Source organism: Rhodococcus sp. NPDC056506 (genome assembly GCF_042794945.1).
Lineage (GTDB): Bacteria > Actinomycetota > Actinomycetes > Mycobacteriales > Mycobacteriaceae > Rhodococcus_F.
In genome coordinates this window covers 79,445-101,550 of the sequence record NZ_JBHTSW010000004.1, presented here as the reverse complement: position 1 = coordinate 101,550, position 22,106 = coordinate 79,445, and the positions used below count along the sequence as shown (strand labels likewise).

Sequence of the window (22,106 nt, the reverse complement as noted above, 5' to 3'; positions counted from 1 at the left end):
CCTACCTATCGTTTCCCGAGGCGCGAGCGGGGTGACACCCGCGGAGAGTAGACCGGAATGAAGCGGAACATCATCGCTGCGCCCGCGAACGAGGTCGCGCCCAGTGCGGCGAACGCCCACCCGAGCGGGAACACCGCGGCAAGGAGACCGATCGCGAGCGGCCCACCGAACATGCCCGTGTCGTGGGTCAATCGCCATGCAGCGAGGAACTCGGCGCGTTCTTCGGGTGGAGCGATATCAGCACCGAGAGTCATGATCACGCCGTTGCCCAGTCCGTTGCCGATCCCCATCACGACAGCGACCACGGTCAGCCCCACTGCACTCGTCGAGAACGGCAACAGTAGGTACGACACACCGATCACCGTCAGCGAAGGCACCGCGACCAACCTGCGCCCGTATCGGTCCATGATGTGCCCGGCGGGATACGAGCACAGCAGATCCACTGCCGCACCGATACCGAAGATCACACTCACCTGGGCCGCATCCAACCCGAGGTGCAATGCCCACAGCGGCAGCACTGCCTCCCGCGAAGCACGAGCGGCGCCCATCAGCAGGGAGCCTGTCCCGAGCGTCGACAGGGCGGCGCGGTGGCGGCGAAGGATCTGCGGGAGCGTGACGTGGCTATGATCGCCGTTGCCCGCCTGCGCCTTTCGTGGCGGGTCGGGAACGCGGGCCATCAGCGCCCCGGCGAGTACGACGCCCACCAACTGGACCAGAAATCCTCCGCGCGCGCCCACCAGCAGAATCACGCCGGCGCCGATGAGTGGGCCCAGGAAGAAACCCAACCGCCACATCGCGGCGAATGACGACATTGCTCGGGCCCGCAGGCCGAGCGGCACCGTCTCAGCGAGGTAGCTCTGCCTGGCAAGACCCCACACAGCATTCGCCAGTCCGGTCAGCAGAGCACCGATACCCAGCATCCACGGAGTCTGCGCAAGCAGACAGATCACCACTCCGGTCGCGCCCAAGGAACTTCCGCCGATGATGGACCGACGCTCGCCGAATCGCGACACTATCCGGCCCGCCGGGAGATCGCCGAGGACGGCACCCAAACCGCCGAGTGCAACGATCAATCCGGCGACGGCGACCGATGCACCGAGGTCGCGGGCGGTGACGGCCATGATGGGGGCGGCCGCGCCCTGACCGATTCCGAAAATAGCCGCCGGTACGAAAACCGTTGTGACCAGTGGCTTGAGCCCGGCAATCGCCGGCTGTTCCTTGGGCAGTGTTTCCGTCACGCGCTCACTTCTGCCGCGTCAGCGGCCCGCGAAAACCGATTCGCCGGACGATCGAGGCCGTAGTGACCCCGCAGGGTGGATTCCGTGTATTCGGTACGGAAGAGCCCACGCGCCTGCAGAATCGGCACGACCCGGTCGACGAACACCTCGAGCCCTCCGGGCAGATAGGGCGGCATGATGTTGAAGCCGTCCGCGGCGCCCTTGTCGAACCATTCGGTCAACTCGTCCGCGACCTGCTCCGGTGTCCCGGCAAATGTCCGATGCCCACGGCCACCGCCGAGTTTGCCGATCAGTTCACGAACGGTCAGGTTTTCGCTCTCCGCAAGATCCTTGACGAGCTGGTATCGACTCTTGTTTCCTTGGATGCGATCGATGTCCGGCAGCGGCGGCAACGGAGCGTCCAGCGAATGCTCGGTGAGGTCGACGCCCACCATGTTCGAGAGTTGGCGCAGCGAGTACTCAGGTGAGATGAGATCCGTGAACGACTGCTCCAGCGCCTTGGCTTCTTCTTCCGTATCCGCGATGAAGGGAACGATGCCTGGCAGCACCTTGATCTCGTCGGGACTACGCCCGTACTTGATCAGCCGCGCTTTGAGGTCGGTGTAGAAATCCTGCCCTTGCTCGAGCGTTCGTTGAGCGGTGAACACGGCCTCGGCATACTTCGCCGCGAAATCCTTACCGCTCTCGGAGGAACCGGCTTGCACGAGCAGCGGACGTCCCTGTGGAGACCTCGGCGAATTGAGTGGACCGGCTACCGTGAATCGTTCGCCGTCATGGTCGATCCGATGGACACGATCCGGGTCGGCGAAGATCCCGGACTCTTCGTCCAGGACAACCGCCCCCTCTTCCCAACTGTCCCAGAGTCCGAGTGTCACGTCGAGAAACTCCTCGGCGCGCTCGTAACGACCACTGTGCGCCGGTACCGCATCGAGACCGAAGTTGGCCGCCTCGTCGGCGCCCGCCGATGTGACGATGTTCCACCCGCCACGTCCCCCACTGATGTGGTCGAGGGACGCGAACTTCCTTGCAAGAGTGTACGGATCGCTGTAACTGGTCGACGCGGTTGCAATCAGCCCCACCTTGTCGGTGGCAGCAGCGATCGCGGAGAGCAACGTGACGGGTTCGAAAATCGCCTGCGTGTTGTACTTGACCCGCGGGCCCACTGCCAGGCCGTCGGCGAAGAACACCGAGTCCAGCTTTCCTCGTTCGGCGATCCTCCCCAACTCCTGGAAGTGCTTGACGTCCAACAAGTTGGCCGCATTTGTGCGAGGGTGGCGCCACGCCGCCTCATGATGGCCGACGCCCATGAGGAAGGCGTTCAGATGAAATTGTCGTTCGGACATGAGTTCGCAGAATCTTTCCGTGAAGGTGCAGATCAGGTGGTGACGCGCCAGCGTGAGAGCCGACGTTCGATCAGGACCAGAATCGCGTTGATTGTCAGACCCAACAACGAGATCGCGACGATACCCGCGTACATGTTCGGGATCTGGAAATTGAGTTGTGAGGCAGTGATCAGGTATCCGAGACCGGCTTTGGCACCGACCATCTCGGCGGCGATCAGCACGAGTATCGACGACGCGGCGGCCATGCGAATTCCGGTGAAGATCGTGGGCACCGCAGCGGGCAGAACTACCTTCTGGAACAGTCGAATCGACGAGAACCCCAGAGAGGCAGCGGACTTGATCAGCAGCGGGTCAACCGTGCGCACACCGGAGATGGTGTTGAGCAGAATCGGGAAGGTGCAGGCGTAAATCACCAGGGCGATCTTCGACTCTTCACCGATGCCCAGAATCAGCACGAAGACGGGAAGCAGAGCCAAGGCCGCTGTGTTGCGGAACAATTCGAGAATCGGGTTGAGGAAGTCGGAGACCGGACGATACCAGGCGATCGCAATTCCCAACGGAATCGCGATCGCGATGGCCACGAAGAATCCGGTTAACGCACGCGTCAGACTGGCCGAGACGTGCTCTTGCAGTTGACCGTTCCCGGCAAGAGTGAAGAACGCGGACACAACCTCACTGAAGGGCGGAAGGAAAACCTTGTCCACCAAGCCCAACCGAGGTGCGGCTTCCCAGATCCCGAGGAAAATCGCGATCGCTATCGACGGCTTGGCAATCCGCCACGCGGCAGATCCAACGTACCGCGCCGCCTTGCCGCCGGCCTGGCTCCGCTGCGCAATGTCAGGTGCTTTGTCGTGCAACGGTTCGGGGTCCGCGACCACTTCCGGCGTCGCCAATGCGCTAGACATGTGCAACCTCCTTGGCTGGGTCGAGCTCGCCCGCCCGTGCGCGTTCCACTTCACCGTGCAGCAGCGTCCAGATCCGGTGCCGGAACACTCGGAACTCCTCGCCGGATCGCACGTCGTCGCCGGACCTGTCGACGTCGATGTCGACGATCGTCTTGACACGCCCCGGCCTCGACGTCAGCACGGCAACGCGCTGCCCCAGATAGATGGCCTCGTCGATTCCGTGAGTGATGAACAAGATCGTCTTACCGGTGGCTTTCCAGATGCGCAGAAGCTCGTCCTGCAGAGACTCTCGCGTCTGTGCGTCCAGCGCTGCAAACGGTTCGTCCATCAGCAACACTTCGGGGTCGAAGGCCAGGCTGCGGGCGATCGCGACTCGCTGCTTCATTCCACCGGACAACTCGTGCGGATAGCGATCCGCGAAACCTTGCAGACCGACCAATTCGAGGTAATGCTCGGCGAGCTCGCGTCGCTCGCTCTTCTTCACGCCCTTCGCTTCGAGTCCGAACTCGATGTTGTGACGTGCAGTTCGCCATGGAAGTAGCGCGTATTGCTGGAAGACGATTCCCCGATCCAAGCCGGGTCCGGTGATCTGCTTGCCGTCCAGAAGGATTCGACCGGAAGTCGGCGAACTCAGTCCGCCGAGGAGGTCCAGCAGAGTCGACTTACCGCACCCACTCGGCCCGACGAGGACCAGGAACTCCCCCGGCGCCACGTCGATGTTGATGTCCTCGACCGCGGTGAAAACTTCGTCGGTCCCACGAATGTCGAACTGCTTGGTGACGTGCTCGAGCCTTAGTTTCGGTTCTGTGCTCATTTTGCGGCCTCCAGTGCCTGTCCGTCAGCGCCGCTGTCGGGTGAATACGTTCCGTTGGCGTATGGATTGAATTCGTTGGTGTAGATGTCCGACGGCTTCAACTTCCCCTCTTCGAGTTCGCCGTTACGGGTGAGCCAGTCGATCCACGTGCTGATCTCGGTATCGGTGATCGTTCCGCCGGGGCCGGCGACTCCCGGGCTCTTCCAGTAACTGATGAGCTTGGTGTCCTCGTTGCGTCCGCGACTGTTGATGATCGACGTCAGCTTCGCGATCACTTCCTCACGTGGGTGCGTCTGGGTCCAGCGGATCGCTCGCGCTGTTCCCTGTACGAAATCGGCGACCGCTTCCTTGTTCTTCGCGATGTAGTCGTCACGGAACACCAACGTGCCGTAGGTGAACGAGCCGAACAGTGATTCGTCCGTGAACAGCTCGCGAAGACCACCGCGTTCGAGCGCGGAGTCACGGAAGACCGAGCCGAGGGTGGCAACGTCGATCTGTCCCTGGCGCAGCGCTTGCTCCGTGTTGACGGGAGGCACCACGATCAGTTCAACCTGCTTGATCTCGTCCGGCGTAAGCCCCTCCCGCGCAAGCCATTCACGAACGACGAACTCGTGGTGGGCGCCGAGTGTATTCATCCCGACCTTCTTGCCGATCAGGTCTTTGGCCGTTTTGATCGGACTGTCGTCGAGAACGTAGTACCCATTGAAGCTCTGCTTGTCGGAGCCGTAGTACCCGATCACCGAGGTGATCGGTGAACCCGCGGAAGCCAACTTCACCACCGCACCGTTGAACGCACCACCGAATTCGGTCTGACCGGTCGCGGCATTCTGAATGCTCTGAGGACCGCTGGTCGTGTCGCCGATCCAGTTGAGTTCCACGTTGTCGAAGTAGCCGAGATCGGCAGCGAGTTCGGGGTAGATGACCTGTCCGGTACTGCCCTCGTACCGCAGGACGGTCTTGCCGTCGGCGGTCTTGACGACTTCGTCGGAAGAGCCCGAGCAGGCCACGGCAAGGCTGGACAGTGTGACAAGAGCGACGACTGCGGCTATGGAGCGCGCAAGGCGAGGGCGAATCATGAAGTTGCTTCCTTTAGAGGATGATTGGTGAAATTTACGACGACACCTGTCCGGATCGCCTTGTGCGGCGATCGGCACAGGCAGGTGTTGGGAAAGTCAGTTCAACGACAACAGTTCAATGACGACAAGAGCGAAGACCGAAACACGTGAGACTCCAATGAATGTGAAGACAGAATCGAGCCGTTAGCAGTGTCGAAACCATACGTCGGCACCCACTACCTGGGTCAACGGTTACATTCATGCCGGATTTAAAGTGTGAAGTCCGTATCATGAGGGCATGCTTTCGCCGACTACCGCGCAGGACTTCGAGCAACACCGTGGCCATCTGACGTCGGTGGCCTACCGTCTCACCGGAAGTTTCAGCGACGCTCAGGACGCGGTGCAGGAAGCATGGATACGACTCCAAGTAGCCGAAACCACGCGAGGTGAAGAGCTGGAGATCCGCGAGCTGCGCGGATGGCTCACCACTGTTGTGGGTCGGATCTGCCTCGATCATCTCAAATCGGCCGCAGTCCGGAGAGAAAGCTATGTAGGACAATGGCTTCCGGAGCCGATCGTCACGCCCGTCGACGCCACCGTGAGCACACCCTCAGCGACACCCGATCCCCTCGAGTACGTCGTGACGCAGGAACAGAATCGTTTTGCGGCCCTCGTCGTCCTGGACACTCTTACTCCCGCGCAACGCGTTGCCTTTGTCCTGCACGACGGCTTCGACGTACCGTTCGCCGAGGTAGCCCGAATCCTCGACATCGAAGTCGCCGCCGCCCGTCAGTTGGCCTCGCGAGCCCGTAGAGCCGCAGCGTCGGCGCCCGTCCCGGTCAGCAGCGAGGAGCATGCTGCCGCCGTCGAAAGACTGGTCATGGCTATCGCGAGTGGGGATCTGAACGCGGTGATCGAAGCACTCGATCCCGATGCCGTGCTGATCGGCGACGCAGGCGGAACAACTCGCACGGCGGTCAACGTCGTGCGCGGCAGTGATCGTGTGGCACGGTTCTACCTGGGGCTGGCACGCAAGTACGGACCGGCGGCGCTGTTTTCGATGTCACCGGTTCTCGTCAACGGACAGCTCGGTGGTGTATTCGCCGGCTCCCCCGGAGATGACCGGTACCCGCAGTTCGCCGCTCGCGTTGCCGGCTTCACGGTTCGCGACGGAGTTGTGTGTGCGGCCTACGACATTGCGAACCCAGCCAAGTTCAGTGCCGTCCCGATGCTCGATCACACCGAACCCGAGCGCAGGTAGCGAGACTCCCATTCTTCGAGGTGAGACCTGGACACCTGCGTGCCGAACCACAGTCGGTGCAGCACATCCGATCCCAGGTGATGCAGTGCGGTGTGCGTTCTCCACTGCTGCGACGCCCACTCGGGTTCGTTGTGGGCGGCGTCGATCCCGGCCATCGTGCTGCCTCGTAGTTCGAAGTCCAGGTCGCGTCGAAGCTCCGAAAGCTCGGACCAATTCGCTTGTGGTGCATAGTGCCTTGCGCGGATTTCGGTCAGCAGCTTGAACAGGACGCTGTCGGCACGCTCGTCGACCCAGATCAGAGTGCGTCGATGTGCCCCGCGCCCGACCGTCCACAGGACGATCAACGCCACGACGACGCCGATTGCCGTCTCGAGCATGCGGCTGAGGATCAGATGCTGGACGGTCCCGTGTGCACCACCGGCAGCGCCGAGGAGAATTGCCAGAGCGGTGATGAAGATGACGGCGATCCCGTAGTTCCGCACCAGGAACAGTTCGATCCCCGCCATCAGGACGGCAAGTACAGCCACCAGCCACAGACCGGTCGGACTCCAGGCGTATATGGCGCCCAACAGAATCAACCCGAGGACGGTTCCGCCGATGCGATGGATTCCGCGATAGGTGCCCAGTATTCGATCCGGTCCTTGATGCAGGACCATCGCCGCGGCGATCACCGCCCAGTCCGGGCGATCGATACCGAGTAGAACGGTGAGGGTTCCCGCCGCCATACAGGCGATGGACAGCCGAAGTGCCGTGATCGACGCTCGGCTGGACGGATTGCAGGCGCGGAGAAACCGATACCGGATCGTCGGGTCGGGCAGGGGCGGATGCGCCCCGACCTCGTCGACGTCGAACGCGGGGTCCGCCATGAGTTCGGGATCGTGGTCGTCGGAGATCGCCCTGGCCATCGCGATTTGTGCTCGTTCGAGTTCACGGGTCAACGGGTGGTCTTTCCCGACGATTGCGCCGCGGTAGAGGCACTGCCACGCGTCGTGCAGCCGCACTGCTGCAGCGTGACGTTTGTCTCGCGCATGCTCCGGCGGGGCGTACTTCGCCTGCGCTTCCGTGTACTCCGCAACGGCCGAGACGGCTGCCTGTACAGCGCTGCGTTCGACAGTTCTCGGTGCCCACAGGATTCCCGTCATCGAGACGACCACCGCGCTGATCCCACCGATTGCCGTCCACATCGCGACCTCGACCGGCGGCTGACCGGGAGTGGCGATCACGGAACTGATCTCGGTGGTGAGCAACAGAAAGAACGCGCCCGGTGGACCCAATCGAAGCGCGTCGACGGTGAAGGCGCAGGTCGACACCACGACGGCCATGATCAGCACGACAAAGACGAGCAGCACCGTCGGCGCTCCCTCGGCGATGGCTCGGTGGACGGGCTCACCCACCGATGCCCCGACGAAGGACAGGATCGTCAGCGTCGTCGCAGCGATACCGACTGCCTTCCATCTGCTCCGGTACGGACGTCCCTCACCGTAGATCGACGCGAATGCACCGAGCCCGACCAGGAGGGACGAGGGCCCGAATCCGAGCAGTGTCGCGACAGCCGCAGGAATCGCCAAGGCGAGTGCGACCCGAATTGCTCCGGGATACCGGTTTCCCACCGGCGGCAATCCGAACAGGACGCTGCGAGCCGGACGCGGCGCCGGGAGGTTGGACTCGTGACCCGCTGATGTTTCTTCGGGGTCCACTGCCCATCCTTCGCGCCGGTTCGATCGTGTCTGTGCCGTCCCATTCTTGCGGGCGGCTGCCCTGGTATCCGAAGCGGGTCTGGAGGTCGATTCGGCCACCCGCTTATTGACACTGCGTCAACAGTGTGGATGATAGGTGGAGCCAGATCCGCTCGTGGGTCGCACTTCATCGATCGGGAGAAATCACGATGACGCAAGTATCAACCGCAACCCGAACCACCGAACGACGCTCCCCGTGGATGGACGACGAATTGGAGGCCGTTGGCGAACTGGCGAGGAACTTCTTCGCCAAACACGTGACACCGCACCAGAAACGCTTCGCGTCCCAGGGTTTTCCCGACAAATCCGCCTATCGGGAACTCGGGACGCTCGGCCTCGCCGGCATGTCGATACCCACCGAGTACGGCGGCGGAGGAGGAACTTTTGCGCATGATGCCGTGCTGTTCCACGAGCAGGTGATGGCGGGTGATCATTCACTCCAACTCGGTGTGCACTCGGGAATCGTGCCGCACTACCTCAATGCCTACGCCGATCACGAGCACAAACTGCGCTGGCTACCGAAGCTGGCGAGTGGCGAGTGGGTGGGCGCAATCGCCATGACCGAGCCCGGCACCGGATCCGACTTGCAGAACATCACCACCCGCGCCGTCCGCGACGGTGACGACTATCTGATCAGCGGCGCAAAGACATTCATCTCCAACGGTCGCAATTGTGATCTGGTGATCATTGCCGCCAAGACCGATCCCAGCCTCGGAGCGCGTGGAGTGTCGCTCATCGTGGCCGAGGTCGATGACAACACACCGGGTTTCGAGCGCGGGCGAATACTCGAGAAGGTCGGACAGAAGGGCCAGGACACCACCGAGCTGTTCTTCGACCGCTTGCGGGTGCCTGCAACGAACCTGCTCGGGGACCGCGAAGGCACAGGGTTTGCCCAGCTGATGCAGCAGCTACTGCCTGAACGATTGATCTGCGGAGTTGCAGCCACTGCGGCAATGGAGCGTGCAGTCGCCCTCACCGTCGAGTACACCAAATCCCGAAACATGTTCGGGCAAACGCTCTTCGATCTGCAGAACACGCGCTTCGAACTTGCCGAGTGCGCGTCCATCGCTCGTATCTCACGAACGTTCATCGACGACTGCATCGTCAAATACCTTGCCGGGCAGCTCGATGCGACTACCGCCGCGATGGCCAAGTACTGGCTCACCGATCAGCAGTGCGCCGTGATCGACCGCTGCGTGCAACTACACGGCGGGTACGGCTACATACTCGAATATCCCATCGCTCAGATGTACGCCGACGCTCGTATTCAGCGAATCTACGCCGGATCGAACGAAGTCATGAAAGACCTCGTGGCGAGATCACTCTGAGTAATCAGGAATCCGCCTCGCACGCCGGCAGAACGTCACGCACGATGGCGAGCAAACTGCGTACCAGCAGAAGGTGCACCTGTTCGCGGTCGAGCGCTCCCGTCACCAACCACTGCTTACTGGCGGCCTTCGCCAGTCCTCCGTACGCCACGATCATCGAATGAACAGCAGCCTCGCTGCCTTCACTCGGTCGAATCTCGAGCGCATCCATCATGCGTCGCGCAGCAACGTCGTCAGCATCCTGCAGGATCCGATCCATCTCGGGATCACGGCGGAGGTCGTCGGACATGACTGTCGAGATCCACATGTCGCGATGACGCCAGGCGACGTCGAGCCACCGATCGATCACGGCGCCGATCCGCTTCTCCTGGCTCGCCGATCGCGGAATGCGGTCCACCGCCACTTCGGGAATGAAGACGAACCGCCGCACGACGTCGAGATACAACTCCCGCTTGGAGCCGAAGTAATGATTGAGCAGCGGACGACCGACCCCGGCCGCCTTGGCCAACTCGGTCATCGAGACGTCGGCAAAAGACTTCTCCTCGAAAACCTTTGCCGCGCTGACAATGATCTGCTCACGCCGGTCTTCGGGACCGAGACGCTTTCCGCCTGTGGCCGACGCGGACGTCATTCTTTTCTCGCGGGCGTGCTGTTGACCGTCGCCTGCGCCTCGACCATGAGCGAAATGTGTTCCACCAAACGCTTTCGAGAGATCTTGGAGGACGGGGTGTGCGCCTGATAGATGAACGCGAGGGCACCGAACAGCCCCACCGAATTGAGTTCGGAGTTCGCGGAGTCGGTTGCCTCGCCGCCGTACATCAGCTCGAGCGACGCGGAGATCGGATTGGTGAACTCCGCCATCAATTCTCGCCCTCGATCCCACAGCGCAGGTTCCGCCTGGGATTCGACGAACATGATGCGTCCACGGCGCGGATCCTTGAATACGTAGGTGGTGAAGGCCTTCACCACGTGACGGATCAGGGCCGACGGTTCGGAAGGCGCCGCCTCGAGAGCGTCCAGAATAGTGTCGCGTGCCCCGAGAACGACCTCGTCGAGCACGGCGACCAGCAGTTCGTCACGATTGGCGAAGCTCTCGTAGAAGTACCGTTCGGTCAGCGCAGCCTCGCGGCAGGTCGCACGCATGGTCGCGGCGGCCGCACCCTCGGTGCCCATGATCTGCAACCCGGCTTCGATCAGCTGTGCCCGGCGCGCGGCGCGGCGATCTTCTGGTTCCTGCCCACGCCACCTGCGCGGGCCGGTGCGCCGAGCCTCGGTATCCGTCATGTCCCCATGTTCTCACTGACCGGCAGTGCTCTCGACCTCAGGTTATCGCGGCGACCTCGGCAAGCGAACTGACATCGCACGATGTCAATCAATTCAATTCTGACATCAATCGCTGTTGACATCACTTGATGTCAGACTTACTCTTCGTTCAGTTGTTCACGCACCAATCAGGAGGCGTCACACATGGTCGACATCGACCCAACCTCGGGGCCATCGGCCGGTGAAGAGGAAACTCCAACTCGCCGAACACGAGTCGTCGTCATCGGAGCAGGCTTCGGCGGCATCGGAACTGCTGTCCGCTTGAAGCAATCCGGGATCGACGACTTCGTCGTTCTCGAACGCGCTGCGGAGCCCGGGGGAACCTGGCAGGTCAACACCTACCCCGGTGCACAGTGCGACATCCCGTCGATTCTGTACTCGTTCTCGTTTGCGCCCAATCCGAACTGGACGCGGCTGTATCCGCTACAGCCCGAGATCTACGACTATCTCCGGGATTGCGTCCATCGCTTCGGACTGGCCGGTCATTTCCACTGCAACCAGGACGTGACAGAAGCGTCGTGGGACGAGCAGGCCCAGATCTGGCGGGTGCACACCGCGGAAACCGTGTGGGAGGCACAGTTCCTGGTGGCGGCCACCGGCCCGTTCAGCGCCCCCGCCACACCCGACCTCCCCGGACTCGAATCGTTTCGTGGTCAGATGTTCCACACCGCAGACTGGAACCACGACCACGACCTTCGCGGTGAACGCATAGCCGTGGTCGGCACCGGCGCCTCCGCAGTGCAGATCATCCCCAGACTGCAACCGCTCGCGAACTCGCTGACCATATTCCAGCGGACACCGACGTGGATCCTGCCGCACCCGGATCAGCCGATGACGGGCTGGCCCAGCGCGCTGTTCGAGCGGGTACCGCTCACCCAGCGACTCGCACGCAAGGGACTCGACCTACTTCAAGAAGCCCTGGTACCCGGATTCGTGTACAAGCCGTCACTGCTCAAAGGGTTGGCCGCACTCGGCCGAGCACACCTTCGCCGGCAGGTGCGGGACCCGGAGCTTCGCGCAAAGCTGCTCCCCCACTACGCATTCGGATGCAAGCGTCCGACGTTCTCGAACACCTACTATCCCGCGCTGGCGTCACCCAATGTGGAGGTGGTGACGGACGGAATCGTCGAGGTGCAGGAGGGCGGAGTTCTCACCGCGGACGGAACCTTGCGGGAAGTCGACACCATAGTCATGGGAACCGGCTTTCGGATGGGAGACAACCCGTCGTTCGACATCATCCGAGGCCAGGACGGCCGCAGCCTCGCGCAGACGTGGAACGGCAGTGCCGAGGCCTTCCTCGGCACCACCATCAGCGGTTTTCCGAACTGCTTCATGATCCTCGGCCCCAACTCGGTGGTCTACACCTCGCAGGTCGTCACGATCGAAGCGCAGGTCGAATACATCGTGAGCTGCATTCTTCAGATGGACGAGCGCGGCATCGGCAGCATCGACGTCCGCGCCGACGTGCAGCGCGAGTTCGTGCGCGCAACAGACCGCCGACTCGCCACCAGCGTGTGGAACGCGGGCGGGTGCAGTAGCTACTACCTCGTCGACGGCGGCCGCAATTACACCTTCTATCCCGGATTCAACCGATCCTTCCGCGCCAGGACCAAACGAGCTGACCTCACTCACTACACGCAGGTACAACCTGTCTCGTCCACATCACTCACCACTGCTCGAGAAACCGTGAGGAGCCGATAATGCTCGGCATCAACGCCTTCCGAGGCACACCCGCCATCGCACCGTCCGGCGCTCGCCGCTACACCGACGAAGCACATGCCATCGCCGCCCGTGACGTCGAATTCGACTGGGACGGTGTACCACTGCACTACGTGCCGAACGAACCGATGGTCACCCACGTCATCAACTTCATGCATCTCGTGTTACCCGAGGGAGAGCGGGCCATGTCCGCGACGCTCGCCGAAGCGCTCCCTCTCATCGAGGACACCCGACTGCACGAAGAGGTGGTGGGTTTCGTCGGCCAGGAAGCAACACACGCGTCTTCGCACAAAGGTGCACGCGAACACCTTGCGGACCTCGGCATGGACATGAAACCGATGGCACGCCGCATGGACTGGCTCGTGGACAAGATATTGGGCGACAAAGGATTGACCGGAAAAGCCAAGCACGCCTGGCTCTGTGAACGTCTCGGCTTGTTTGCTGCCATGGAGCACTACACGGCAGTGGTCGGGGAATGGCTGCTCACCGATCCCGCCCTCGAAGATGCCGGCATGCACCCGGTGATGCTCGACATGGTCAAGTGGCACGGCGCTGAAGAAGTCGAGCACCGCAACGTCGCTTTCGACGCCTACATGTACGTCGACGGTAGCTACTCCCGACGCGTTCGCACGGCGCTGCTGGCCAGCTTCACGTTGTTCGTACTGTTCATCGCCTCGATGAATTACCTTTTCCGGCAGGACCCGTCGAAGGCGAAGGGTCGACTGTGGCCTCTGCAGCTGATCAGCGCCACTCGTCGTGGACTGGTACCGAACATGAAATTCCTGATCACCGAGATTCCTCCGTATCTGCGGCCGAGCTTCCATCCGTCCCAGATCGGGGACATGGACGTAGCCATGCGCTACCTCGCTCGCTCACCTGCCGCCAATCGTTCTTCCGAAAAGAGTGAAGAATGAACAAGACGGCTGCCGACCGTCCTCACGACGCACACGGCTTCACACCGACCCGGTCGTTGAGGTTTGCCGCGCAGGCCACCAGCGCATACCGTCGGATCTTCGCAACCAGTCCTGCAGCGCAGATACTTTCGCGTCCCAACCCGGTCCGCTACAGCGGGTTCGACATGACGCTGGACGTGAAGTCCGTCCGGTTCGAGTGTGACGACGTCCTGAGTGTCACCTTGACCCCGAGGGAAGGCATCGCCCTGCCGTCGTGGATTCCCGGCGCCCACCTCGACGTCTTTCTCCCCTCTGGAAGGCAACGACAGTACTCGCTGTGCGGCGACCCCGACGACGTGACCTCGTATCGGATCGCCGTCCGAAGGATAGACGAGGGCGGTGGCGGCTCACGCGAGATCCACGAGTCGCTCAAACCTGGAATGGCGGTGGACGTACGAGGGCCACGGAATGCATTTCCGTTTGTCACTGCTCCGTCGTACCTCTTTGTTGCGGGCGGAATCGGGATCACTCCGATACTTCCCATGGTGCAACGCTGTCACCGCCGCGGAGTCCCGTGGCGATTGGACTATCTCGGACGAACTCGGGCAGCTATGCCATTCCTGAACGAGATCGAGGAGTATTCCAACGGCCGGGTAACCATCCGGCCGGACGACGAGTTGGGTCCGCCGGATGTCGAAACACTGCTCTCCGCTACGGATCCCGGCGCCGCGGTGTACACGTGCGGACCGACGCCGCTGATGAACATGGTGCGCGCGGCAGCCTTCACGAGCAACCCGACCGGATCGGTACACAGTGAGCGCTTCTCGCCGCTACCGGTAGTCGACGGCAAGAAATTCACTGTGCACCTGGCGCGCACCGGTCTCACCGTCGATGTCGGAGAGTCCGAAAGTGCCTTGGCAGCAATACGACGCGCACTTCCCGGCGTCGCGTATTCCTGCCAGCAGGGCTTCTGCGGTACCTGCAAGGTCCGGGTGCTCGCGGGGACCGTCGACCATCGGGACACCCTTCTCACCGAATCGGAACGCACCGATTCGATGTTGACCTGTCGATCACGTTCCACCGGTGGGTCTTTGGTGGTAGACCTGTGAAGCGAAAATTCCCGCTCGCGGCGGCCGACGCAGACTTCATCCGCTCCGCTCCGCTGGTGATCACTCACCGGATCGAGTCCGAAGCGACGTGTGAAAGCTTGTGGCAGACGTTGACCTCGGACGGTGCGCTCGCGTCGTGGGCGCGCGGGATCACCGGATCCGACTGGACCTCGGCCAGACCATTCGGCATCGGTACGACGCGAACTGTGCGGGCCGGCGCTTTCGCCGCACTGGACGAGAGATTCTTCCGCTGGGACGAGGGGCGCCGGATGACGTTCTACGTGGAGTCTGCGTCACTCCCGGGATTCAAGCGTTTCGCCGAAGATCTGGTGCTGGAACCGACTTCGACTGGAAGCCTTCTCACCTGGACGTTCGCGGTGCAGGCGCAGCCGTGGTTCGCCCCGATTCTGTCTCTGTCCCGACCGATCCTCGACCGCGTGACCCGCAACTGGGCCGACGGCGCCGTCCACCACACACTTCAGGGGACTTCGCGATGACAACAACCGAGATCGACACGACCGCGCAGGCGACCGACGTCACGGTGACACAGGCAGTGCGCGAAGCTCGAGTCGCCGCCGCGTGGTGGGCGGAACTGACATTCGAGCAACGCGCCCACCGACTGGATAGGTGGCGAGGAATCATCGCTCGTCGAGCATCCGAACTCGCCGACGTCGTTCACCGGGACATGGGCAAGCCTCACCCCGACGCAATGCTCGAAATTGCCATGGCGCTCGAACACCTCGCGTGGGCCTCTAAGAATGCTCGAAAGGTGCTGGGCAGGAACACCGTCGGTTCCAGTCTGTTGACGATCAATCAGGCCGCCTCGGTGGAATATCGGCCTCTCGGAGTGGTCGGCGTGATCGGTCCGTGGAACTATCCGGTCTTCACCCCACTCGGTTCGCTCTCGTTTGCCCTGGCTGCCGGCAACGCTGTTGTCTACAAGCCGAGTGAGTTCGCACCAGGTGTCGGTGAATGGTTGGCCCGAGCATTTGCCGAGGTCGTCACTGAACATCCTGTGCTGCAAGTTGTCACAGGTGACGGTGGGGTCGGCGCGGCACTGTGCCTGGCCGGCGTCGACAAGATCGGGTTCACCGGGTCCACTGCTACTGGCAAGAAGGTCATGGCAGCCTGCGCCGAGACCCTCACACCGGTGTTGATGGAATGCGGCGGCAAGGACGCACTCGTCCTCGATGCCGACGGAGATGTCGGCGCCGCCGCGGACGCTGCGGTGTGGGGAGCGTTGTCCAACTCCGGTCAGACCTGTCTGGGCGTCGAGCGTGTGTACGTGCACGAACACGTCTACGACGAGTTCCTCGACAAGACAACCACTCTGGCCGCTCGAATTCATGCAGGTCCTGCTGCCGACGACAAGATCGGTCCGATCACCATGCCCGCGCAAGTCGCCGTCATCCGGCGCCACATAGACGACGCGGTATCGCGGGGTGGACGTGTCGTTCTCGGCGGGCTCGGCACGATCTCCGGTCAGTACGTGCAACCGACCATCATGGTCGACGTGCCCGAAGACAGCCTCGCCGTCACGGAGGAGACCTTCGGCCCGACGATGACCATCACCAAAGTCAGCTCGATGGACGAGGCGGTGGAATTGGTCAACGCGTCGCCATACGCCTTGGGAGCAAGCGTGTTCGGCAAGGACGGAGTATCAATTGCAGATCGACTCCGATCGGGAGGAGCGTCGGTGAACTCCTACGTGATGTATGCCGCAGTTCCCAACCTGCCACTGGGTGGGGTCGGAGCATCCGGTTTCGGACGCGTTCACGGCCCCGACGGACTGAAAGAGTTCACCTATGCCCGTTCGATGACCAGGCAACGGTTCCGTTCGCCATTACCGCTGACGACGTTTCGACGGACCGCCCGAATCGACTGGCTGGTCAAGGTTCTCATACGCGCTCTACACGGAAGGCGCTGAAGCCATGACAGGACGCTTGTCGGCGCTTGCCGGAACAGTCCGCGACCTGGGGATTCCACTGCCCGGACGCCGGATCGACTACGACGTCGCCGGTAAGGTCGTACTGATCACCGGCGGAGGCGACGGTATCGGAGCGGCGTTGGCGCGCACTCTCCACCGACGTGGGGCGACGGTGGCGCTGGTCGATGTCAACCAGAGTTCGCTGGCAGCAGCCGAGCGCGCATTCGAGTCACGGCGAGTCGTGACGGTGACGGCCGACGTCCGCGATCGGGACGGTATGAAAGCAGCCGCTCGCACGATTGTCGATCAGCTGGGCAGAATCGACGTCGTGGTGGCCAACGCCGGAATCACCCCTCCCCCGGCAACATTGCGCCAAGTCGATCCCGAAACCTTCGATCGAGTAGTCGACGTCAATCTCACCGGTGTCTTCAACACCGTGCATCCGACCATCGACGAGGTGATCCGCAACAGTGGGCACATCGTCGTCGTGTCCTCGGCCGCGTCGTTCGCCCCCGGTTTGGGCGGAGCGTCGTACATGATCAGCAAGGCCGGCGTCGAAGCGCTCGGGCGGGCTCTGCGTTTGGAGGTTGCCGGCTACGGCGCCACGGCCGGTGTCGCGTACTTCGGGATGGTGGACACACAACTTGCGCGCGCAACTCTCGACGACGACGAGATCGGGCGCAAGCTCGACGCTCGACTGCCCGGACCCCTCCGCCATCGAATCTCCCCTGACCGTGCCGCGACGGTCATCGCCGACGCGATCGCGCGCCGCGCCGGCCGGACCCTTGCCCCCGCGGCCTGGGAGCCCTGGGCGTGGGGACGCGGTTTCGTCAACGTCCTTGCCGACGGCTACCTGGCCAGGGACAAACAGGCACACGACCTGATCCGCGAACTCGAAGCCAGAACCACAGCAGCAGCCCCGACGAATGCATCAGCCCTGACAAAGGCATCCAGGAGAACATCATGACTACGTTGTGTGCAGCCTTCCAGCGAGTGTCGGCGGTAGCGCCCGACGCGGTGGCTTTGCGAGACATCGGCGATGCGCGAACACTGACGTGGCGCGCGTACGGCGAACAGGTTCGCGATGTTGCCGCGGGATTGGCCGGAATCGGCGTGGGACATGGCGATACGGTTGCCTTGATGATGAGTAACCGCATCGAGTTCTACCCGATCGACGTCGGCGCCCAACACCTCGGCGCGACATCCTTCTCCATCTACAACACGTCGGCACCCGAAGCCATCCACTACATCCTCGCCAATTCCGGTGCGCGAGTGCTCGTCTGCGAGGCCCAGTACGTGGATACCGTTCGCCGATCCGGTGCCACACTCGACACGATCGTGGTCGTCGACGCGCAACCGTCTGCCCAGCAGTCCGGCACCCTGACGCTGGAGCAGATGAAGTCCTCTGCTGCCGCCGATTTCGATTTCGAGAGCACCTGGCGTGCGGTGAAACCGAACGACGTCGCCACGTTGATCTACACCTCCGGCACGACCGGCAACCCCAAGGGCGTCGAGACGACTCATGCCTGTCTGTTGTTCGAAACCACCGCCGTCAGTGCTGTACTCCCCGTCGAGTTCGGTGACCGCATCACCTCGTACATGCCGTCGGCGCACATCGCCGATCGGCTCACCTGCCTGTACATGCAAATGGTGTTCGGCACCCAGATCACTGTCGTGCCGGATCCGAGCCAGGTAGCGGCTGCGCTTCCGGACTGTCGCCCCACGATCTGGGGCAGCGTCCCCCGTGTGTGGGAAAAGCTGAAGGTTGCCGTCGAATCGGCCGTCGCCAACGAACCGGACGACGCGCGGCGAGCGGCATTGCAGTGGGCACTCGACGTCGGTCGCACTCGGCTCGCACACTTGCGAGCCGGTGAAACAGTCCCCGCCGAACTGGAAGCGGACTACGCCCGAGCCGATGCGATGGTCCTCTCCGCCCTGCGTGCGAAACTGGGCTTTGCCGAATTGAAGTGGGCCATCTCCGGCGCAGCGCCCATTCCGCCGGACACCTTGGCATTCTTTGCGGCCCTCGGAGTTCCGATCTCGGAGATCTGGGGAATGTCGGAACTGACATGCATTGCGAGTACAGCGCCGGCCGAGCCGACCAAGCTCGGAACGGTCGGAAAGTTGCTCCCGGGCATGGAAATGCGCATCGAGGCCGATGGCGAGCTACTGGTTCGAGGACCGCTGGTCATGAAGGGGTATCGCGGCGAACCCGCGAAGACGGCAGAGGCGATCAGCGCCGACGGTTGGCTCTCGACCGGAGACATCGTCACCGCCGACGCGGACGGGTACCTCACGGTGATCGATCGCAAGAAGGAGTTGATCATCAATGCGTCGGGAAAGAACATGTCACCCGCAGCCATCGAGACGGCGGTGAAGACGTCGTCGTCGTTGATCGGTGAAGTAGTGACGATCGGTGACCGCCGGAAGTTCAACACAGCATTGATCACTCTGAGCGCCGACGCCGCGGTCGGAGCGGCACGGTCACTGGGACTTGCGGTCGACGCCGCGGTGCTCGCCAAGGACGCTCGGATCGTCGACATCGTTGCAGCTGCTGTCGCCGAGGGAAACTCGCGACTTTCGAGGGCCGAGCAGATCAAGCGGTTTCACGTGCTCACCACGTTCTGGGAGCCTGGCGGCGAGGAGCTGACACCGACGATGAAACTCAGGCGCAAGCCGATAGCCGAGAAGTATGTTTCCGAAATCGTTGCTCTCTATGCGGATTCGATCGCAGAGGACGTCTACGAGCCGGCGCCCTGAGCGTAGATCAGTGTTTCGGTGGCCTTGACCACAAACGTAGCGGCCGTTCCCGGAACCAGATCGAGTTCGGCCGCTGCACTGGCCGTGATGTCGGCAGACAAACCAGGCTGGCCGGCGTCGTCCTCGGCTCGGACTCTGACGACATCGCCTCGGTTTTCGATCTCGGCGACCGTGACTGCAAACGCGTTTCGTGGGCTGCCGTGCGGCGGTTCAAGGTAGACCGATACCGCTCGCGGTTCGAAGACCGCCACAGCGGCACTGCCGGCGAGTAATTCGGACTCGGTCTGACCTGCGATGTCCACTCCGGTCGGGCTCCTGAGAACACCGTCGCCTGCCATCGTGCCACTGCGCAAGTTGATCCCGGCGATGCGTGCGGCGAACGCACTTCGCGGGCGAGTCAGAACTGTTCGCACGTCACCACGTTCGACAACCCGGCCACCGTCCACAACGACAACGGTGTCGGCAAGGGCCAGCGCATCCAGAGCGTCGTGCGTCACGAGTACGGCTGTGCGATCCCCGGTCCGGAGCACTCTGCGCAGCAACGACCGCAGCGCCGGGGCCGACGCGACGTCGAGCGCGGACATCGGTTCGTCGAGCAGCAGCAGTTCGGGTTCAGCAGCCAATGCCCTCGCCACTGCGACGCGTTGTGCTTGGCCGCCGGAGAGCTGTGAAGGCTTGCGGTCAGCCAATTCGCCGGCGTCGACTGCGTCGAGCCAATGGCGAGCAGTCTCGGCGGAATCGCGACGCGACCGTCCTGCGCTGCGCGGCGCGAACGCCACGTTCGCCGCCGCGCTGAGATGTGGAAAGAGCAGTGCCTCTTGCGCGAGTAGGGCGGTGCCGCGCCGATGCGGCGCCAATGCGACTCCCCTGCTGGTATCGGTGAGAACGCGGGAATTGAGTTCGATCAACCCGCGCCGCGGATGATGCAGTCCGGCAACTGCCGCCAGAACGGTCGACTTGCCTGCGCCGTTGGGTCCGAGGATGGCGGTCACCTCACCGGCCGCGACGTCGAACGCCGCGACGACGTCGCGCTCAGGAATCTCGATGTCGACGTGGAGGCCACTCACAACGAACCCGCCGATCCGCGTCCACGCACCGCAACCACAATGACGACCGCGACGACTACCAGCACCAGTGAAAGCGCCACCGCTGCATCCGGATCGGTCTCACGCTGGAGATAGATTTCCAGCGGCAGGGTACGCGTCACCCCTTGCAGACTTCCCGCAAACGTCAGCGTCGCACCGAATTCTCCCAGCGCACGAGCGAAAGCCAGAACTGCCCCTGACACCAGACCGGGAAGAACCAACGGCAGCGTCACCCGGCGAAGCACGGTGGTAGGGCGAGCACCGAGGGTCGAGGCCACTGCCTCGTATCGCGTGCCTGCAGTGCGTAGCGCACCTTCGAGACTGACGACAAGGAACGGCAGGGCAACAAACGTCTGCGCCAGGACGACCGCAGTTGTCGAGAAGGCTATCTGGATACCGAGCACTTCCAACTGCTCACCGATCAAGCCTTTGCGTCCGAACGTGTACAGCAACGCGATACCGCCCACGACCGGCGGCAGAACCAGCGGGAGCAGAATCAAGGACCGGAGAACGGACAGTCCCCGAAAGTGACTGCGCGCCAACACCGCGGCCATCGGTACCCCGAACAGGATGCACAGCACCGTGCTCATCGCCGCCGTCTTCAAACTCAGTTTCAGTGCAGCAACCGATGATTCGGAAGTCACGAGTTGCCAGAACTGCGACCACTGCACGGTGGCCAGCATCGCGACCAAGGGAGCTATGACAAACGCCCCGCCGATCAGCGCGGGAAGGTAAATCCACACCGGCAACCCGAGCGGAGCGCGGGTTGCCGGTCGTAGGCGTGTCACGGAGCAGCGAATCCCGCGTCACTCAGAACTGCCAGGCCCTTCGGCCCCTTCACGAGGTCGACGAACTTGGTTGCCGTTTCCGAATTCTTCGAATCCTTCAGCACCGCAATCTGGTACAGGTTGACCACCGTGGTTGCTTCCGGGAACGCGACGGTCTGCACCTTGTCACCGGCGGACTTCGCGTCGGTGACGTAGACGACGCCGGCATCGGCCTGGCCGGATGTCACCTTGTTGAGAACGTCGGTCACCGACGATTCCTCACTGACAGGCGAGAGGGTCTCACCGGTAGCCGTCTCGACCTTCTTCGTGGCCGCGCCACACGGAACCTGTGGAGCGCAGATCACCAATTGTGTCCCCTCCTTCGCCAGGTCGGCGAACGACGCGATGCCCTTCGGATTGCCAGGAGGCACAACAATCGTCAAGGTATTGCTCGCGAAGTCCGAGGCTGATCCTGCGACGACACCGGCATCGGTGGCCTTGGTCATGTTGGCGGCGTCAGCCGAAGCGAACACATCAGCGGGTGCACCTTGGGTGATCTGGGCGACGAGGTCCGAAGATCCCGCAAAGCTGAAAGTGACTTCGGAACCGGGGTTCTCGGACTCGAACTCCTTGCCGAGTTCGGTGAAGGTGTTCTTGAGGGACGCCGCCGCGAAGACGGTGATACTTCCCGTGGCACTCTCGCTCGAAGTGGTTGTGGTCGGAGCGGCCGACGACGTCTCCGACGACGAATTGTCGGAGGAACTACAACCGGTCACCAGGGCAAGCGAAAAGGCACCTGCTGCAACAAGTCCGACTACACGCTTCACGAATTTCCTCCAGTAT

Annotated in this window: 20 protein-coding genes; 9 read left to right on the top strand and 11 right to left on the bottom strand. The window is 62.6% G+C overall.

What is annotated here, in order from left to right; all coding sequences use genetic code 11:
- Positions 1 to 5 precede the first annotated feature (5 nt).
- The 5 genes from ACFQ6H_RS05890 to ACFQ6H_RS05870 are packed head-to-tail and all read right to left on the bottom strand — an operon-like array spanning position 6 to position 5,376.
- A complete protein-coding gene (locus tag ACFQ6H_RS05890) occupies positions 6 to 1,238 on the bottom strand; it encodes an MFS transporter (RefSeq protein WP_378532253.1) in 1,233 nt (410 codons plus the stop codon).
- Complete coding sequence (locus tag ACFQ6H_RS05885; RefSeq protein WP_378532251.1) at positions 1,235 to 2,581, bottom strand: LLM class flavin-dependent oxidoreductase; 1,347 nt, start codon at positions 2,579 to 2,581, stop codon at positions 1,235 to 1,237. The genes ACFQ6H_RS05890 and ACFQ6H_RS05885 overlap by 4 nt, the downstream gene beginning before the upstream one ends.
- A 32-nt stretch (positions 2,582 to 2,613) precedes the next feature.
- Positions 2,614 to 3,486, bottom strand: coding sequence for an ABC transporter permease (locus tag ACFQ6H_RS05880; RefSeq protein WP_378532249.1), 873 nt, complete (start codon positions 3,484 to 3,486; stop codon positions 2,614 to 2,616).
- The gene (locus ACFQ6H_RS05875; protein ID WP_378644665.1) at positions 3,479 to 4,300 is read right to left on the bottom strand and encodes an ABC transporter ATP-binding protein; all 822 of its coding nucleotides are present in this window, start codon (positions 4,298 to 4,300) and stop codon (positions 3,479 to 3,481) included. The genes ACFQ6H_RS05880 and ACFQ6H_RS05875 overlap by 8 nt, the downstream gene beginning before the upstream one ends.
- Positions 4,297 to 5,376 (bottom strand): ABC transporter substrate-binding protein, encoded by a 1,080-nt coding sequence (locus ACFQ6H_RS05870; protein WP_378532247.1) that lies wholly within the window; start codon positions 5,374 to 5,376, stop codon positions 4,297 to 4,299. Before ACFQ6H_RS05870 ends, ACFQ6H_RS05875 begins: the two co-directional genes overlap by 4 nt.
- 277 nt (positions 5,377 to 5,653) lie before the next feature.
- Between ACFQ6H_RS05870 and ACFQ6H_RS05865 the strand changes: the two genes are divergently transcribed.
- Positions 5,654 to 6,616, top strand: coding sequence for a sigma-70 family RNA polymerase sigma factor (locus ACFQ6H_RS05865; RefSeq protein ID WP_378532245.1), 963 nt, complete (start codon positions 5,654 to 5,656; stop codon positions 6,614 to 6,616).
- Here the strand turns inward: ACFQ6H_RS05865 and ACFQ6H_RS05860 are convergent.
- Positions 6,592 to 8,313, bottom strand: coding sequence for an FUSC family protein (locus ACFQ6H_RS05860; RefSeq protein ID WP_378644663.1), 1,722 nt, complete (start codon positions 8,311 to 8,313; stop codon positions 6,592 to 6,594). The genes ACFQ6H_RS05865 and ACFQ6H_RS05860 overlap by 25 nt on opposite strands.
- 239 nt (positions 8,314 to 8,552) lie before the next feature.
- On the opposite strand from ACFQ6H_RS05860, the gene ACFQ6H_RS05855 reads away from it, so the two are divergent.
- Positions 8,553 to 9,680 (top strand): acyl-CoA dehydrogenase family protein, encoded by a 1,128-nt coding sequence (locus ACFQ6H_RS05855; RefSeq protein ID WP_378532766.1) that lies wholly within the window; start codon positions 8,553 to 8,555, stop codon positions 9,678 to 9,680.
- Between the two features lie 4 nt (positions 9,681 to 9,684).
- Here ACFQ6H_RS05855 and ACFQ6H_RS05850 read toward each other — a convergent pair whose 3' ends face one another.
- Complete coding sequence (locus ACFQ6H_RS05850) at positions 9,685 to 10,311, bottom strand: TetR/AcrR family transcriptional regulator (protein ID WP_020970505.1); 627 nt, start codon at positions 10,309 to 10,311, stop codon at positions 9,685 to 9,687.
- Positions 10,308 to 10,964, bottom strand: a complete 657-nt coding sequence (locus tag ACFQ6H_RS05845) for a TetR/AcrR family transcriptional regulator (protein ID WP_020908817.1) — start codon at positions 10,962 to 10,964, stop codon at positions 10,308 to 10,310. The genes ACFQ6H_RS05850 and ACFQ6H_RS05845 overlap by 4 nt, the downstream gene beginning before the upstream one ends.
- 183 nt (positions 10,965 to 11,147) lie before the next feature.
- On the opposite strand from ACFQ6H_RS05845, the gene ACFQ6H_RS05840 reads away from it, so the two are divergent.
- The 7 genes from ACFQ6H_RS05840 to fadD11 are packed head-to-tail and all read left to right on the top strand — an operon-like array spanning position 11,148 to position 19,411.
- Entirely contained in the window at positions 11,148 to 12,704 is a 1,557-nt protein-coding gene (locus ACFQ6H_RS05840; RefSeq protein WP_378644661.1) for a flavin-containing monooxygenase, read from the top strand.
- A complete protein-coding gene (locus ACFQ6H_RS05835) occupies positions 12,704 to 13,636 on the top strand; it encodes a metal-dependent hydrolase (RefSeq protein WP_378644659.1) in 933 nt (310 codons plus the stop codon). Before ACFQ6H_RS05840 ends, ACFQ6H_RS05835 begins: the two co-directional genes overlap by 1 nt.
- The gene (locus ACFQ6H_RS05830) at positions 13,633 to 14,724 is read left to right on the top strand and encodes a PDR/VanB family oxidoreductase (protein WP_378644657.1); all 1,092 of its coding nucleotides are present in this window, start codon (positions 13,633 to 13,635) and stop codon (positions 14,722 to 14,724) included. Before ACFQ6H_RS05835 ends, ACFQ6H_RS05830 begins: the two co-directional genes overlap by 4 nt.
- Positions 14,721 to 15,221, top strand: coding sequence for an SRPBCC family protein (locus tag ACFQ6H_RS05825; RefSeq protein WP_378644655.1), 501 nt, complete (start codon positions 14,721 to 14,723; stop codon positions 15,219 to 15,221). Before ACFQ6H_RS05830 ends, ACFQ6H_RS05825 begins: the two co-directional genes overlap by 4 nt.
- Entirely contained in the window at positions 15,218 to 16,651 is a 1,434-nt protein-coding gene (locus ACFQ6H_RS05820) for an aldehyde dehydrogenase family protein (protein ID WP_378644653.1), read from the top strand. The genes ACFQ6H_RS05825 and ACFQ6H_RS05820 overlap by 4 nt, the downstream gene beginning before the upstream one ends.
- A 4-nt stretch (positions 16,652 to 16,655) precedes the next feature.
- Entirely contained in the window at positions 16,656 to 17,618 is a 963-nt protein-coding gene (locus tag ACFQ6H_RS05815; RefSeq protein WP_378644651.1) for an SDR family oxidoreductase, read from the top strand.
- Complete coding sequence (gene fadD11 / locus ACFQ6H_RS05810) at positions 17,615 to 19,411, top strand: fatty acid--CoA ligase FadD11 (RefSeq protein WP_378644649.1); 1,797 nt, start codon at positions 17,615 to 17,617, stop codon at positions 19,409 to 19,411. Before ACFQ6H_RS05815 ends, fadD11 begins: the two co-directional genes overlap by 4 nt.
- Here the strand turns inward: fadD11 and ACFQ6H_RS05805 are convergent.
- The 3 genes from ACFQ6H_RS05805 to modA are packed head-to-tail and all read right to left on the bottom strand — an operon-like array spanning position 19,393 to position 22,090.
- The gene (locus tag ACFQ6H_RS05805; RefSeq protein ID WP_378543176.1) at positions 19,393 to 20,478 is read right to left on the bottom strand and encodes an ATP-binding cassette domain-containing protein; all 1,086 of its coding nucleotides are present in this window, start codon (positions 20,476 to 20,478) and stop codon (positions 19,393 to 19,395) included. The two genes, fadD11 and ACFQ6H_RS05805, sit on opposite strands and share 19 nt — an antisense overlap.
- Complete coding sequence (locus ACFQ6H_RS05800; RefSeq protein ID WP_378644647.1) at positions 20,475 to 21,284, bottom strand: ABC transporter permease; 810 nt, start codon at positions 21,282 to 21,284, stop codon at positions 20,475 to 20,477. Before ACFQ6H_RS05800 ends, ACFQ6H_RS05805 begins: the two co-directional genes overlap by 4 nt.
- Positions 21,281 to 22,090, bottom strand: coding sequence for a molybdate ABC transporter substrate-binding protein (modA, locus tag ACFQ6H_RS05795; RefSeq protein WP_378644645.1), 810 nt, complete (start codon positions 22,088 to 22,090; stop codon positions 21,281 to 21,283). The genes ACFQ6H_RS05800 and modA overlap by 4 nt, the downstream gene beginning before the upstream one ends.
- Positions 22,091 to 22,106: the final 16 nt, after the last annotated feature.